General features: G+C 63.5%; 15 protein-coding genes. 14 read left to right on the forward strand and 1 reads right to left on the reverse strand.

Annotation, left to right across the window (positions count from 1 at the left end; all coding sequences use genetic code 11):
- Positions 1-28 precede the first annotated feature (28 nt).
- Positions 29-1,162: an aminomethyltransferase family protein gene (locus tag FJ546_RS01930; RefSeq protein WP_140887629.1), complete on the reverse strand. Its 1,134-nt coding sequence runs from the start codon at positions 1,160-1,162 to the stop codon at positions 29-31.
- A 284-nt stretch (positions 1,163-1,446) separates the two neighbouring features.
- Here FJ546_RS01930 and FJ546_RS01935 point away from each other — a divergent pair, with 284 nt between their 5' ends.
- From FJ546_RS01935 to FJ546_RS02000, 14 genes are all read left to right on the forward strand, one after another.
- Positions 1,447-1,734, forward strand: a complete 288-nt coding sequence (locus tag FJ546_RS01935; RefSeq protein ID WP_095771134.1) for a hypothetical protein — start codon at positions 1,447-1,449, stop codon at positions 1,732-1,734.
- Between the two features lie 12 nt (positions 1,735-1,746).
- Entirely contained in the window at positions 1,747-2,124 is a 378-nt protein-coding gene (locus FJ546_RS01940; protein ID WP_140887631.1) for a hypothetical protein, read from the forward strand.
- A 32-nt stretch (positions 2,125-2,156) separates the two neighbouring features.
- Positions 2,157-2,318 carry a hypothetical protein gene (locus FJ546_RS01945; protein WP_140887632.1) on the forward strand — a complete coding sequence of 54 codons (162 nt, stop codon included), beginning with the start codon at positions 2,157-2,159 and terminating at the stop codon, positions 2,316-2,318.
- Between the two features lie 13 nt (positions 2,319-2,331).
- Positions 2,332-3,729 (forward strand): amino acid permease, encoded by a 1,398-nt coding sequence (locus FJ546_RS01950; protein ID WP_095771136.1) that lies wholly within the window; start codon positions 2,332-2,334, stop codon positions 3,727-3,729.
- Between the two features lie 45 nt (positions 3,730-3,774).
- A complete protein-coding gene (locus FJ546_RS01955; RefSeq protein ID WP_181167775.1) occupies positions 3,775-4,464 on the forward strand; it encodes a hypothetical protein in 690 nt (229 codons plus the stop codon).
- The gene (locus FJ546_RS01960; RefSeq protein ID WP_140887633.1) at positions 4,461-4,790 is read left to right on the forward strand and encodes a hypothetical protein; all 330 of its coding nucleotides are present in this window, start codon (positions 4,461-4,463) and stop codon (positions 4,788-4,790) included. The genes FJ546_RS01955 and FJ546_RS01960 overlap by 4 nt, the downstream gene beginning before the upstream one ends.
- Positions 4,791-4,875: 85 nt before the next feature.
- Complete coding sequence (locus FJ546_RS01965) at positions 4,876-5,772, forward strand: glutamine amidotransferase family protein (protein ID WP_095786683.1); 897 nt, start codon at positions 4,876-4,878, stop codon at positions 5,770-5,772.
- A gap of 4 nt (positions 5,773-5,776) precedes the next feature.
- On the forward strand, positions 5,777-6,508 hold the full coding sequence (locus FJ546_RS01970) for a GXGXG domain-containing protein (RefSeq protein WP_140887634.1): 732 nt from the start codon (positions 5,777-5,779) through the stop codon (positions 6,506-6,508).
- Between the two features lie 6 nt (positions 6,509-6,514).
- Positions 6,515-7,843, forward strand: a complete 1,329-nt coding sequence (locus FJ546_RS01975; protein WP_095771140.1) for an FMN-binding glutamate synthase family protein — start codon at positions 6,515-6,517, stop codon at positions 7,841-7,843.
- Positions 7,844-7,908: 65 nt separating this feature from the next.
- The gene (glnT, locus tag FJ546_RS01980) at positions 7,909-9,216 is read left to right on the forward strand and encodes a type III glutamate--ammonia ligase (RefSeq protein ID WP_140887635.1); all 1,308 of its coding nucleotides are present in this window, start codon (positions 7,909-7,911) and stop codon (positions 9,214-9,216) included.
- Between the two features lie 36 nt (positions 9,217-9,252).
- On the forward strand, positions 9,253-10,506 hold the full coding sequence (locus FJ546_RS01985) for a sarcosine oxidase subunit beta family protein (RefSeq protein ID WP_140887636.1): 1,254 nt from the start codon (positions 9,253-9,255) through the stop codon (positions 10,504-10,506).
- Between the two features lie 16 nt (positions 10,507-10,522).
- The gene (locus tag FJ546_RS01990) at positions 10,523-10,798 is read left to right on the forward strand and encodes a sarcosine oxidase subunit delta (protein WP_140887637.1); all 276 of its coding nucleotides are present in this window, start codon (positions 10,523-10,525) and stop codon (positions 10,796-10,798) included.
- Positions 10,798-13,779, forward strand: coding sequence for a sarcosine oxidase subunit alpha (locus FJ546_RS01995; RefSeq protein WP_140887638.1), 2,982 nt, complete (start codon positions 10,798-10,800; stop codon positions 13,777-13,779). The genes FJ546_RS01990 and FJ546_RS01995 overlap by 1 nt, the downstream gene beginning before the upstream one ends.
- Positions 13,772-14,398, forward strand: a complete 627-nt coding sequence (locus tag FJ546_RS02000) for a sarcosine oxidase subunit gamma family protein (protein ID WP_246686712.1) — start codon at positions 13,772-13,774, stop codon at positions 14,396-14,398. Before FJ546_RS01995 ends, FJ546_RS02000 begins: the two co-directional genes overlap by 8 nt.
- Positions 14,399-14,474 lie beyond the last annotated feature (76 nt).

Below are 14,474 nucleotides of genomic sequence, written 5' to 3' on the forward strand. Positions count from 1 at the left end.
CCTCGAACCCCTCGCTGTTGATTATGCCTCAGCCTTTCGCCGTGCGCTTGGTCTTCTTGGGATCGTCGAACGGCAATGGCTGCGCCGTCGCTTTGATCGATCCGCTCTTGTTGCGGATTTCGAGCTTGGTGTCCTTGACGGCGCAATCGACGTCGAGGCGGGCGATGCCCATCGATTTCTTGACCAGAGGCGAATACATGGCGCAGGTCACCACGCCGACTTGTCTGCCGTCGCGGTAGACCGGCGCGCCTTCGTCGGCCGGCTCCTTGCCGTCGAGCAGCACGCCGTAGATCTTGAAGCGCTCCTTGCCCTTCAGGCGGTAGTGTTCCTCGGCCCCACGGAAGCCGGTCTTGCCGGGACTGACGGTGAAGTCGAGGCCGAGTTCCCACAACGTATCGCCGGGGCCTTCATTCTCGAACGGATATTTTTGCGAATTATCGTAGGGATAGAACAGCAGATAACTTTCGACGCGCAGCATGTCGAGCGTGGTGAAGCGGCAAGGAATGATGCCGGCGCTCTTGCCCTCGTCGAGAATCCTGTCCCAGATCGTGCCGGCATCCTGGCCACGGCAGAAGATCTCGTAGCCGCGCTCGCCAGTATAGCCGGTGCGCGAGATCATGACCGGGAAACCGAACAACTGCGTCTGCATGTGATGGAAATAGTTCAGGTCGCGAATCCCCGGCACATGCTTGGCCAGATAGTCGACCGCTGTCGGCCCCTGCAGCGACAGATCGTGCAGATTGTCGTCGAAGCGCAGCGAGACATCGCGGCCCATGGCGGCGCGCTGCAATTCCTCATGGCCGGTGCCCGAGCCATGCACGACCATCCAGCTGTTCGGGCCGGTGCGGTAGAGGATGCAGTCGTCGGTGAATTTTCCCGCCTCGTTCAGCATGCAGGCATAGGCCGACTTGCCGGGGTAGATCTTTTCCACGTCGCGGCTGGTAGCGAGATCAATGAGATGCGAGGCGTGCGGCCCTGTGATGTGCACCTTTTTCAGGCCCGACACATCCATCAGCCCGGCCTTGGTGCGGATGGCGATGTACTCCTCGTCGGCATCCTTGTCGTAGGTCCAGGCGGTGCCCATGCCGCTCCAGTCTTCGAGCTTCGAACCCAGCGCGCGATGGCGATCCGCCAGGGTCGAAAATCTCCAGGATGCCGTCATCCGCTCGTCCTCCGTTCAAAAATCCACTGTTCCCCGCTCCTTTGCGCGGTGGCCGGAGCTTTGGAGCGAATATTGACCGCAAACGCGGGAGAGCCGCAATCCCCTGAAAGCAAATAATTTCATTGTCAGGCAAAATTGACCGCCCGAGCAAACAGTTAACTCAGCGTAAATTCGTCTTGACAATTGCGGTGAACGGCCTGAATTTATGAAAAAAATTTCACTCTCTTGAAAGAGAGCGGCGCGCGGTGGATTCGGAACCGGGCGTCGGAAAAAGGGGAAAACCGATGTCAGACCTGCAGCAGCGCATCGAGGCGCTGTACCGTTCCGATTTGCGCGGATCCGCGTTGCTGATCGTCTGCCTGTGGGCGACGATCCTCTTCGTCCTGTTCATGACATGGCCGTACATCCCGCACGCCGGCATCAAGGCCGTCGTCGCAATTGCCGCCGCCGCCGTGCTGATCTTCAACACGGCCGCGATCCTGGCGATGGTCAAACATTACAAGGAAGACAAGGACTTCATCTACGGCCTCGATATCAAGAACGCCGACGCATCCCGCAACCGCCAGTCCTGAGGGGTACAAGAAATGTCCCGCTATACGCCGCCGGAGCAGAGCAAGGCCGGCCAGGTTTTCGATATCGTCGTCGTGGTTGTCGCCATCTTCGTGGCGTTGTGGCTGCCGCTGAAGCTCGGTCTTGCCGGAGCCGCCAAATCCATCGACGCGCTCGATGCCAAGACCTGGGAAGCGCTCGGCCAGAACCCGACCATGGCTGCCATCTGGGAGAAGCTCGGCTACACACCCGAGACCGCGCATGACATCATCCAGAATCACTTCCACTATGTCATCGACTGGCCGACCCTGATCATCATGGCGGCGGTGCTGATCGGTTATTTCGTCTTCCTGTTCCGAGCCTCCGACCGCGAATATCGCGACGTCATCAACGAAAAATTCGACGACAAGTAAGAGTTCCGAAGACAAGCAATCGGGGACGCGCCATGTGGATTTCACTCTCTTACGCATGCTGGGGCATCTCGATCGTGCTCGCGCTGTGGATGCTCTACGACTGGTTCAGGGTCGACACGACCTATTCCGAAGACGTTCTGACCTCGTCACGCGAAGGCGAGCTTGAAGCCGTTTCCGAGAAACACCGGATTTGAGTGGGGACGAACAATGACGACGACCGTACTTGAACCGGCAATTCACGGCGACAGGGTTTCACTGCTGCGGGTGCTCGGCCCGGCCCATGTCTGGGCACTCGGCGTCGGCATCGTTCTGGTCGGTGAATTCACCGGCTGGAATTTTTCGGCTGACAAGGGCGGCGCGCTCGCCGCGCTGATCGTCTGCTGGATCGTAGGATTGCTCTACACCTCGGTCGCCATGATCGATTCCGAAGTGACGTCGACGGTGGCGGCGGCCGGCGGCCAGTATGCGCAGGCCAAGCATATTGTCGGGCCGCTGATGGCCTTCAACGTCGCGCTGTTCCTGGTCTTCGCCTACACGATGCTGGAGGTCTCGGACGCCATCCTGCTCGGCGACACCATCGTCGCCAAGGCCGGCGTCGAGGGGCTCACCCACAATTCCTTCATCGCCGCCACCATCGTCGTGCTGGCCTGGCTCAACTATCGCGGCGTGCTGATGACGCTCAACGTCAACTTCGTCATCACCGCAATTGCCTATATTTCGATCGTCATCCTGTTCTTCTCGGTCAGCCCGTGGACGCAAGGCGCGGTGCTGAAGCTCAACGAGCTGGTGACGCCGGGCAATGCGCTGCCCTATGGCTGGATCGGCGTCATCGCCGCCTTCCAGTTCGGCATCTGGTATTATCTCGGCATCGAAGGCACCACGCAGGCGGCCGAGGAAGTGCGTTCGCCGGCCCGCTCGCTGCCCTACGGCACGATGGCCGGCATGATCACGCTTTTGATCGCCGCCGCCATGACCTGGTATGTCTGCGCCTCGCTGATGCCCTGGGAATATCTCGGCATCACCTATTATCCGCTGTGGGACGCCGGCAAGCTGACCGGCAGTCCGCTGCTGGAAAACCTCTTGTTCATCGCGACGCTGCTGGCTGCGCTGGCTTCCGCCAATGGCTGCATCAACGATGCGGCGCGCGCATGGTTCTCGCTCGGCCGCGACCGTTATCTGCCGAGCTGGTTCTCGGCCGTGCACCCGAAATACCGCACGCCCTACCGCTCGATCCTGTTCCTGCTGCCGATCGCGCTCGCCTTCGCCTTCATTGCCGACCTCAACCAGGCGATCACGTTCTCGATCCTGTCGGGCGTGCTGCAATACACCTTCATGAGCATCAACATCATGATGTTCCGCAAGAAGTGGCCGCTCGGCACGATCCGCCGCGGCTACACGCACCCCTTCCATCCGCTGCCGGCGATCGTGCTATTTTGCCTTTGCGTGGTGACCTTCTTCGCCATCTTCCTCGGTTTCGGCTCGCAGCTGATCGCGATGACCATCTTCTATTTCCTGATCTCGCTGTGGTTCCATTTCTACCGCTACAAATTCGTGCGGCGCGGCGACCAGTTCACCATGCCGTGGCCGAAACCGCAGGGCTATTGATGGGAGACGGCTCGCCCCGATCCTTGGCGGGCCGGACATGACAAAATGTCCGACGTGACATCAGCACTGCTCGCCGGGGCCATTGTCCTGGCTCTTGTCCTCCATCTTGCGTGGCTGGCGCGGCGCAACCGCAACAGGGCATTGGCGGCGCTCGCCGCCGAGGAGGCCGGCATACGCACCATTGTCGCCGACGCCGCTGATGTTTCGGACGGCACCGCCGGTGTCGTCACCTGGGAAGGGTCGTGGAACAGCCAGCGGGTTCAGTTGCGCACCATCGTCGACACGCTGGCGACACGAAAACTGCCGGCGCGTTGGCTCAGCGTTTCGATCACCGAAAAAGTCGCCGTCCCAGCGACCTTCGACATGATGATGCGGCCGGGCTCGCCGACGACCTTCTCCAATTTCGACCATCTCCAGCATACGCTGCCGAAGGCTCCGGGATTTCCCCTCGAGGCGGTGCTGCGGACCGACCGCCGCGGCACGCGGTTCCCGCAAGGCATCATCGCCGATCACCTGCAACCCTTTTCGGATGGGCGCGCCAAGGAGCTGCTGATCACGCCAAACGGGGTGCGCATCGTGTGGCTTCTGGCCGAGGCCGAACGGGCGCGCTACGGCGTTTTCCGGCAGGCCGCGTTCGGTGAGGCACAGATCGATCCGACGCTGATCGAGCGGCTGCTCACCTCGCTCTCGGCGCTGCGCGACGCCATCAACCGTAGCGAACGGCAAGCCGCATGACCAGTTCGAACACGCAGCCGGCGCCGGTGAGCCCTTATCTCGTCCTCGGCGCGTCAATCGTGTTGCCGGCGAGCGGCCATGTCATTCTGGGCGTGCCGGTGCGCGGGCTGCAGTTCCTTTTCTTCATGGTGATCCTGGCATGGGTGACCGCCAAGATCGCGCCGCCCGACGCCAGCTTCATCGGCCGTCACGCCGGCGGCTTCCTGATCTATGCGCTATCCATCCTGGACGCCTACAGGCTCGCCCGTGTCCGCCACGCCCGGTGGGTTCACAATGCCGCGCAGGGCAGCGATAATTCGCATGGCGGCATTGCGCCTCATACGTAACTAGAGGAAAATTTTTTTCATATGATTGAATTTGCGGGACTCATTCGATACATCATCTTCTAGCTACAAACGCCGGGAGGCTGACATGTGTGGAATTGTCGGACTGTTTTTAAAGGACAAGTCGCTGGAGCCGAAGCTCGGCGCGATGCTGTCGGAGATGCTGGTATCGCTCAGCGATCGCGGGCCCGACAGTGCAGGCATTGCCATCTATGGCGCGCCTTCCAGGAATGAAGCCAAGATCACCATCCAGTCGGCGAAGCCCGCGCGCGATTTTCGCGACCTCGATACCGAGCTTGCCAAGGCCATCGGTGCGCCGGTGAGCATTGCGGTCAAGTCGACGCACGCCGTCGTTCGGACGACGCCGGCCAAGATCGACGAAGCGCGCGAGGCCATCCAGGCACTTCGCCCCGACATCCGCATCATGGGCGCCGGCGACGTCGTCGAGATCTACAAGGAAGTCGGCCTGCCGGAAGCGGTGGTCGATCGCTTCGACGTCCGCAAGATGGCCGGCACGCATGGCATCGGGCACACCCGCATGGCAACGGAATCGGCGGTGACGACGATGGGCGCTCATCCCTTCTCGACCGGCGCCGACCAGTGCCTGGTGCACAATGGCTCGCTTTCCAACCACAACAATGTCCGTCGCGAGCTGATCCGCGAAGGCATGAAATTCGAGACCGAGAACGATACCGAGGTCGCCGCCGCCTATCTCTCGTCCCAGATGGCGCATGGCAAGAACCTCGGCGAAGCGCTGGAAGGCACGCTCTCGGATCTCGACGGCTTCTTCACCTTCGTCGTCGGCACCAAGAACGGTTTTGGCGTGGTGCGCGACCCGATCGCCTGCAAGCCCGCCGTCATGGCCGAAACCGACCAGTATGTCGCCTTCGGCTCGGAGTATCGCGCGCTGACCAAACTGCCCGGCATAGACAATGCGAGGGTCTGGGAACCGGAACCCGCAACCGTCTATTTCTGGGAGCATTGAGTTCATGACGGCAACCAAACTTTCAAAGGCGGCGACCCACGACCACGCCTCGCGGATCTTCGATCTCGATGTGTCGTCGCTGCGCGAGCTCAACCAGGCGCTGCACAATCTGACGCCCGGTTCGAACGAAACGGCGTGGGAAGTGCTGCACCCGAAGGGCAGTCATTCGGTTGCCGTCGGCGTCGACCAGCCCGTGACCATCGATGTGCGCGGCAGCGTCGGCTATTATTGCGGCGGCATGAATTCCGGCAGCACCATCACCGTGCACGGCTCGGCCGGACCCGGCGTCGGCGAGAATATGATGTCGGGCTCGATCATCGTGAAAGGCGACGCCAGCCAATATGCCGGCGCCACCGGCAAGGGCGGCCTACTGGTCATCGAGGGCAATGCCTCGTCGCGCTGCGGCATCTCGATGAAAGGCATCGACATAGTCGTGCACGGCAATATCGGCCATATGTCGGCCTTCATGGCGCAGTCCGGCAATCTGGTGGTGCTGGGCGATGCCGGCGATGCGCTGGGCGATTCCATCTACGAGGCGCGGCTGTTCGTGCGCGGCAAGGTCGACAGCCTCGGCGCCGACTGCATCGCCAAGGAGATGCGGGGGGAACACCTGGAACTGCTGCAGGGGCTGCTCGACCGCGCCGGCATCACCGGCGTCAAGCCATCGGAGTTCAAGCGCTATGGCTCGGCGCGCGCCCTCTACAATTTCAATATCGACAACGCCGACGCGTATTGAGGCAGCATGACCTATCGCAACCCGCCGACGACGCCGCGCAAATCCGCGACCTTCGACGACTACACGCTTTCCGAAATCCGCCGCGCCGCGGCGACCGGCATCTATGACATCAGGGGCGCCGGCGCCAAGCGCAAGCTGCCGCATTTCGACGACCTTTTGTTCCTCGGTGCCTCGATCTCGCGCTATCCACTCGAAGGCTATCGCGAGCGCTGCGACACCAGCGTCGTGCTCGGCTCGCGCCATGCCAAGAAGCCGATAGAGTTGAAGATCCCGATCACCATTGCCGGCATGAGCTTCGGTTCGCTCTCCGGTCCGGCCAAGGAGGCGCTCGGCCGCGGCGCGACGCTGTCGGGCACGTCGACCACGACGGGCGATGGCGGCATGACCGAGGAAGAGCGCGGCCACTCCAAGCAACTGGTCTATCAATATCTGCCGTCGCGCTACGGCATGAATTTGCGCGACCTGCGCCGTGCTGATGCCATCGAAGTCGTCGTCGGCCAGGGCGCCAAGCCCGGTGGCGGCGGCATGCTGCTTGGCCAGAAGATTTCCGACCGGGTCGCGGAGATGCGCACCCTGCCGAAAGGCATCGACCAGCGCTCCGCCTCGCGCCATCCCGACTGGACCGGCCCGGACGATCTCGAGATCAAGATCCTCGAGCTGCGCGAGATCACCGACTGGGAAAAGCCGATCTATGTCAAGGTCGGCGGCGCCCGCCCCTATTACGATACCGCGCTTGCTGTGAAGGCCGGCGCCGATGTCGTCGTGGTCGACGGCATGCAGGGCGGCACGGCGGCAACGCAGGAAGTGTTCATCGAGAATGTCGGCCAGCCGACGCTCGCCTGCATCCGGCCGGCGGTGCAGGCATTGCAGGATCTCGGCATGCACCGCAAGGTGCAGCTGATCGTCTCGGGCGGCATCCGCAATGGCGCCGATGTCGCCAAGGCGCTGGCGCTGGGCGTCGACGCGGTCTCGATCGGCACGGCGGCGCTGGTCGCGCTCGGCGACAATGATCCCCGCTGGGAGGCGGAGTATAACGAGCTCGGCACCACATCAGGCGCCTATGACGACTGGCATGAAGGCCGCGACCCTGCCGGCATCACCACGCAGGACCCGGAGCTGATGAAGCGGGTCGATCCTGTGGCTGCTGGACGGCGGCTGGCCAACTATCTGAAGGTGATGACGCTCGAGGCGCAGACGATCGCACGCGCCTGCGGCAAGAACAGCCTGCACAATCTCGAACCCGAGGACCTCGTCGCATTGACGATCGAGGCAGCCGCCATGGCCGGCGTGCCGCTGGCCGGCACCAACTGGATACCGGGGAAGAACGGCTTCTGATCAACGAAGGGCCGAAGCCCGCACGCTCTGGGGCAACGATAGACAAAAAAAAGTGGGGAACTTCCGTGACAGCTGATCTTGCAGAATTCGCAAGGGCGAAAAACGTCAAATATTTCATGATTTCCTACACCGACCTGTTCGGTGGCCAGCGCGCCAAGTTGGTGCCGGCGCAGGCGATATCAGACATGCAGAAGGATGGCGCCGGCTTTGCCGGTTTCGCCACCTGGCTCGACCTGACGCCGGCGCATCCGGACATGCTGGCGGTACCGGATCCGGACTCGGTTATCCAGTTGCCGTGGAAAAAGGAGGTGGCCTGGGTCGCCGCCAACTGCGTCATGGACGACAAGGAGGTCAACCAGACGCCGCGCAACACGCTGAGGCGGCTGATCGCGGAGGCCGCCGGCGACGGCATGCATGTCAAGACCGGCGTCGAGGCCGAGTTCTTCCTGATCTCGCCGGACGGCAGCGTCATCTCTGACCAGTACGACACGGCCTCAAAGCCCTGCTACGACCAGCAGGCGGTGATGCGCCGCTACGACGTCATCGCCGAGATCTGCGATCACATGCTGGCGCTCGGCTGGGGACCCTACCAGAACGACCATGAAGACGCGAACGGCCAGTTCGAGATGAACTGGGCCTTTGACGACGTGCTCGCCACCGCCGACAAGCACTCCTTCTTCAAGTTCATGGTCAGGTCGGTGGCCGAGAAGCACGGCCTGCGGGCCACCTTCATGCCGAAACCCTTCCAGGGCCTGACCGGCAATGGCTGCCATGCCCACATCTCGGTGTGGGACAAGGCGGGCAAGACCAATGTCTTCGCCGACAATTCGATGGAGCTTGGCCTGTCGGCCAAGGGCAAGAACTTCCTCGGCGGCATCATGAAGCATGCCTCCGCGCTTGCCGCGATCACCAACCCGACGGTCAATTCCTACAAGCGCATCAACGCTCCGCGCACAATTTCGGGCGCGACCTGGGCGCCGAACACGGTGACCTGGACCGGCAACAACCGCACCCACATGGTGCGCGTGCCCGGCCCCGGCCGCTTCGAACTGCGCCTGCCCGATGGTGCTGCAAACCCCTATCTCTTGCAGGCGGTGATCATTGCCGCCGGCCTCGACGGCATCCGCTCGAAGGCCGATCCGGGCAAGCGATACGACATCGACATGTACCAGCATGGCCACACGGTGAAGGGCGCTCCGAAACTGCCGCTCAACCTGCTCGATGCGTTGCGCGAGTTCGACAAGGACAAATCGCTCAAGGCGGCGCTGGGTGAGGAATTCTCGTCGGCATACCTAAAGCTGAAGCACCAGGAATGGAATTCTTATGCTTCGCACTTCACGCAATGGGAGCGCGACCACACGCTGGACATATGACCGTCCTGCCGGTGCGAGCGACCTCGGAATGAACTGATGAAATACTCGATCTTCTCGCTCGCCCGGGCCGCCTTGTCCGGCCACAAGAACTGGCAGCGCACCTGGCGCGACGCCACGCCGAAGGATCGCTACGACGTGGTGATCATCGGCGGTGGCGGCCATGGCCTGGCCACCGCCTGGTTCCTCGCCAGCGAATACGGCATCAAGAACGTCGCCGTGCTGGAAAAGGGCTGGATCGGCTCCGGCAATGCCGGCCGCAACACCACCATCATCCGCTCCAATTACGGCCTGCCCGGCAATACCGGCTTCTACGAATTGTCGATGAAGCTGTGGGAGCGGATGGAGCAGGACCTCAACTACAATGCGATGGTCAGCCAGCGCGGCGTCATCAATCTCTACCATTCCGACGCGCAGCGCGACGCCTATGCGCGGCGCGGCAACACCATGCGCATCAACGGCATCGACGCCGAACTGCTCGACCTCGCGGCGGTCAAGAAGATGATGCCGTTCCTGAACTTCGACAATGCGCGCTTTCCCGTGCAAGGCGGATTGCTGCAGCGGCGCGGCGGCACGGCGCGGCACGATGCCGTGGTCTGGGGCTATGCCCATGCGGCGAGCGGGCTCGGCGTCGACATCATCCAGAATTGCGAGGTGACCGGCTTTGTCAGGGACGCCAACGGCAAGGTGACCGGCGTCGAAACCTCGCGCGGCAGGATCGGCGCCGGCAAGATCGGCATGGCGGTCGCCGGCTCCTCGTCACGCGTCGCTGAAATGGCGGGCCTGCGCCTGCCGATCGAAAGCCATGTGCTGCAGGCCTTCGTCTCCGAGGCGATCAAGCCGTTGATCCCCAATGTCATGACCTTCGGCGCCGGCCATTTCTATGTCAGCCAATCGGACAAGGGCGGCCTTGTCTTCGGCGGCGATATTGACGGCTACAATTCCTACGCCCAGCGCGGCAATCTGCCTGTGATGGAGGATGTCTGCGAGGGCGGCATGGCACTGATGCCGATGATCGGCCGCGTGCGGCTTTTGCGCCAGTGGGGCGGCATCATGGACATGTCGATGGATGGCTCGCCGATCATCGACAAGACGCCGGTCGACGGCCTCTATCTCAACGCGGGCTGGTGCTATGGCGGCTTCAAGGCGACGCCCGGCTCAGGCTTCGTCTTCGCTCATCTGCTGGCCCGCGACACGCCGCATGAGGAAGCCGCACGGTTCCGCCTCGACCGGTTCCGGACTGGCGCCATGATCGACGAAAAGGGCCAGGGCGCCCAACCGAACCTGCACTGAGGACGGCCGGAAAATCATGCGCATTGTCTGTCCTTTCTGCGGCGAACGCGAACTCGGCGAGTTCACCTATCTCGGCGACGCCAAACCGGTGCGGCCGGCGGCGGGTGCCGGTGAAGATGCCGTCTACGATTATGTTTATCTGCGCGACAACATCGCCGGCGTGATGAGTGAGAACTGGTATCACGGCGGCGGCTGCCGGGCGTGGCTGAAGGTCACCCGCAACACGCTGACGCATGAGATTTCGGCGATCGAACCGGCGGCGGGCGCCGGTGCGGCGAAGGTTGGCGCGTGATGGTCGGCGCGCAGACAAACCGGCTGAACAATGGCGGCCTCATCGACCGCTCGGCGGCGCTGAACTTCCGCTTCGACGGCAAGAGCTTTTCCGGCTTCCAAGGCGACACGCTGGCGTCGGCGCTGGTTGCCAATGGCGTCAAGCTGGTCGGGCGCTCGTTCAAGTATCATCGCCCGCGCGGCATCCTGACCGCGGGCTCGGAAGAACCCAACGCGCTGGTCGAACTGCGCACCGGTGCCCGGCGCGAGCCGAACACCAAGGCGACGGCGGCCGAGCTTTACGAAGGCCTCGAGGCCGCCAGCCAAAATCGCTGGCCGTCGCTGCGCTTCGACGTGATGTCGGTGAACCAGTTGTTCGCGCCGATCTTCGTTGCCGGCTTCTATTACAAGACATTCATGTGGCCGGCGAAATTCTGGGAAGCCATCTACGAGCCGGCGATCCGCCGCGCCGCCGGTCTTGGCCGTGCCGCCGGTGTTGCCGACCCCGACCACTACGACAAGGCGTGGGCGCATTGCGATGTGCTGATCGCCGGTTCCGGTCCGGCCGGTCTGGCGGCAGCATTGGCCGCCGGCCGCAGCGGCGCCCGCGTCATCCTGTGCGAAGAGGATTTTGCGTTCGGCGGTCGCCTGCTGTCGGATGGCGGCACGATCGATGGCCTGCCGGCCGCCGAATGGTTGTCGCGGACGCTGGCTGAGCTGGCGGCAATGCCCGATGTCCGCATCATGACCCGCACGACGCTGTTCGGTGTTTATGACGGCGGCACCTATGGCGCGCTGGAGCGGGTCAACGACCATCTGACCTCCCCGCCCGAACATCAGGTGCGCCAGCGGCTGTGGCGCATCGTGGCCAAGCGCTGCGTGGTCGCGGCCGGCGCCCTTGAGCGGCCGATCGTTTTCGCCGGCAACGACACGCCCGGCGTGATGATGGCTTCGGCAATGCGAACCTATGTCGGACGCTACGCCGCTGTTCCTGCGAAGCGCATCGCGCTGTTCACCAACAATGAGGATGGCTGGCGCACGGTCGAGACCGCACTTGGTGCGGGGCTGCAGATCGCGGCGGTGGTCGACGCGCGGCCGGACATTTCGCCGTCACATCGATCGCTGGCCTCCAGGAATGGCTTCACGGTGCTGCACGGCTCCGTCAGCGGCGTTCACGGCGGCAAGGATGGTGTTCGGAAAATCGCGGTGTCGCTCGCCGGCGGCGCGCGCGCCGAAGTCGAGGCCGACGGGCTCGCCGTTTCCGGCGGCTGGAATCCGGCGGTCGGGCTCACCTCCTATCATCGCGGACGGCCGAAATGGCGCGACGACATAGCGGCGTTCGTGCCTGACGGCGCGCCTCCCGGCATGGTCGCAGCGGGTGCGGCCAACGGCGACTTCGGCCTTGGCGCCTGCCTGGCCCAAGGGTTTGCCGCCGGCGCGGCAGCGGCACATGATGCCGGACATAGTGGCAAGGCAGGCACCGCGCCCGTCGCCAACGACGAGGCATTCTCGCTGACGCCGCTCTGGCATGTCGCCGGCAAGGGCAAGGCCTTCGTCGACTACCAGCACGATGTCACCGCCTCCGACATCGAACTGGCGCAGCGCGAGGGTTTTGAATCGGTCGAGCATCTGAAGCGCTACACCACGCTCGGCATGGCGACCGACCAGGGCAAGACGTCCAATGTCGCCGGCCTAGCCATCATGGCTGCGGTGACCGGAAAATCCATTCCAGAGACCGGCACGACCATCTACCGGCCGCCTTACGTGCCGGTCGCCATCGGCGCCTTTGCCGGCCATCATCGCGACGAGACGTTCCACGCGACGCGGCTGACGCCGTCGCATCACTGGGCCGCCGAACAGGGTGCTGTCTTCGTCGACACCGGCCTATGGAAACGCGCGCAATGGTATCCGCGCGCCGGCGAGAAGGACTGGCTGGAATCGGTGACCCGCGAGGTCAAGGCCGTGCGAAGCGGCGTCGGCTTCTGCGATGTCTCGACGCTTGGCAAGATCGACGTGCACGGCCCCGATGCCGGCGCCTTTCTCGACCGCGTTTACATCAACACCTTCTCCAACCTCGCCGTCGGCAAGGCGCGCTACGGGCTGATGCTGCGCGAGGATGGCATCGTCTATGATGACGGCACGACGTCGCGGCTGACCGAGGACCACTATTTCCTGACCACCACCACCGCCAAGGCCGGTTTGGTGATGCAGCATCTCGAATTCTGCCGACAGGTGCTATTTCCCGAACTCGACGTGCAGCTAACTTCCGTCTCCGACCAGTGGGCGCAATTCTCGATCGCCGGCCCCAAAACCCGCGACCTGCTGAAGGCGATCGTCGACCCGGCGGAGGACCTTTCCAATGAAGGCTTTCCCTTCATGGGCGCGCGGGAAGTCGCCTTGCGCGGCGGCATCAAGGCAAGGCTGTTCCGCATCTCCTTCTCCGGCGAGATGGCGTTCGAGATTTCCGTGCCGGCACGCTACGGCGAGGCGATGGCGCGCAATCTGATGCTGGCCGGCGAGCCGTTCGGCGTCACGCCTTACGGCACCGAGGCGCTCGGCGTGATGCGCATCGAAAAGGGCCACGTAGCCGGACCGGAACTGAGCGGCACGACGACGGCCGCCGATCTTGGCCTCGGCAAGATGATGTCGACCAAGAAAGACTTCATCGGCCGCGTCATGGCCGGTCGCGAGGCGCTTGTCGCGCCCGACCGTCAGGTCGTCGTCGGCATCAAGCCGACAGACAGAGCGCGCCGGCTGCGTTCGGGCGCGCACATCATCCCAAAGGGGCAGACGCCCGGGCCAGGCAACGACCAGGGCTATGTCACCTCGGTCTGCTTTTCGCCGGCATCAGACCAGTGGATCGGGCTGGCGCTTGTCGAGCGAGGACGCGAGCGCATCGGCGAGATCGCCCATGCGCATGACCCGCTGCGCGGCGAAGACTATGACGTCGAGCTCTGCAATTCCGTCTTCTATGATCCAGATGGAGGGCGCCAGCGTGGCTGAGTTTTCGTGGGACGTTCGCAGTCCGCTCGATCGCGCGCTCGCGGTGGGGCGGTATGGTGCGCATGGCGATGCCGGCGTGACGCTGACCGAGATCCGCAATTTCGACCTCGTCCAGGTGATGGCGCGGCGCGGCAGGGCGCCGGCGATGGCCAAGGCCGCGAAGGCACGCTTCGGCGCTGCGGCTCCGGAAACGCCGCAGGCGGTGCAGGCCTCGGATGCCACGCTGATCTGGTCGGGACCTGATCAGTTTTTTGTCCTGTCGAAGGGCGGCAAACACGGGATTGGGGCGCTTGGCCAAGCGTTCGCGCAATCGGCTTCGCTCTCCGACCAGTCGCATGCCCGTGTGCTGATCAGCGTTTCTGGTGTCAAGGCGCGAGCGATGCTGGCCAAGCTGTCGTCGATCGATCTGCATTCGGGTGTCTTCGCCGTCGGCGCGGCGGCGGCCACGTCGATGGATCACACTAGCGTCACGCTCTGGCGTGGGAATGACTTGGCGGATGGGCTGGCGGTGTTCAACGTTCTGGTGTTCGCGACCTTCGCCGAGAGCCTTTGGCACACGATGCTGGACTCGGCTGCGGAGTACGGCGCGGCGATCGCGCATTCCGAGGATTTGGCGTAGCGCTCGTGCGCTTTTTCCCTTCTCCCCTTGCGGGAGAAGGTGGCCTCGCGAAGCGAGGTCGGATGAGGGGTGCTCC

It is taken from the genome of Mesorhizobium sp. B2-4-19 (genome assembly GCF_006441315.1).
Classification (GTDB): Bacteria; Pseudomonadota; Alphaproteobacteria; order Rhizobiales; family Rhizobiaceae; genus Mesorhizobium.

Excerpts from the sequence above, each read along its gene's own strand:
- FJ546_RS01930 (WP_140887629.1), bottom strand. The coding sequence starts at position 1,162 with ATGACGGCATCCTGGAGATTTTCGACCCTGGCGGATCGCCATCGCGCG.
- FJ546_RS01935 (WP_095771134.1), top strand. The coding sequence starts at position 1,447 with ATGTCAGACCTGCAGCAGCGCATCGAGGCGCTGTACCGTTCCGATTTG.
- FJ546_RS01940 (WP_140887631.1), top strand. The coding sequence starts at position 1,747 with ATGTCCCGCTATACGCCGCCGGAGCAGAGCAAGGCCGGCCAGGTTTTC.
- FJ546_RS01945 (WP_140887632.1), top strand. The coding sequence starts at position 2,157 with ATGTGGATTTCACTCTCTTACGCATGCTGGGGCATCTCGATCGTGCTC.
- FJ546_RS01950 (WP_095771136.1), top strand. The coding sequence starts at position 2,332 with ATGACGACGACCGTACTTGAACCGGCAATTCACGGCGACAGGGTTTCA.
- FJ546_RS01955 (WP_181167775.1), top strand. The coding sequence starts at position 3,775 with ATGTCCGACGTGACATCAGCACTGCTCGCCGGGGCCATTGTCCTGGCT.
- FJ546_RS01960 (WP_140887633.1), top strand. The coding sequence starts at position 4,461 with ATGACCAGTTCGAACACGCAGCCGGCGCCGGTGAGCCCTTATCTCGTC.
- FJ546_RS01965 (WP_095786683.1), top strand. The coding sequence starts at position 4,876 with ATGTGTGGAATTGTCGGACTGTTTTTAAAGGACAAGTCGCTGGAGCCG.
- FJ546_RS01970 (WP_140887634.1), top strand. The coding sequence starts at position 5,777 with ATGACGGCAACCAAACTTTCAAAGGCGGCGACCCACGACCACGCCTCG.
- FJ546_RS01975 (WP_095771140.1), top strand. The coding sequence starts at position 6,515 with ATGACCTATCGCAACCCGCCGACGACGCCGCGCAAATCCGCGACCTTC.
- FJ546_RS01985 (WP_140887636.1), top strand. The coding sequence starts at position 9,253 with ATGAAATACTCGATCTTCTCGCTCGCCCGGGCCGCCTTGTCCGGCCAC.
- FJ546_RS01990 (WP_140887637.1), top strand. The coding sequence starts at position 10,523 with ATGCGCATTGTCTGTCCTTTCTGCGGCGAACGCGAACTCGGCGAGTTC.
- FJ546_RS01995 (WP_140887638.1), top strand. The coding sequence starts at position 10,798 with ATGGTCGGCGCGCAGACAAACCGGCTGAACAATGGCGGCCTCATCGAC.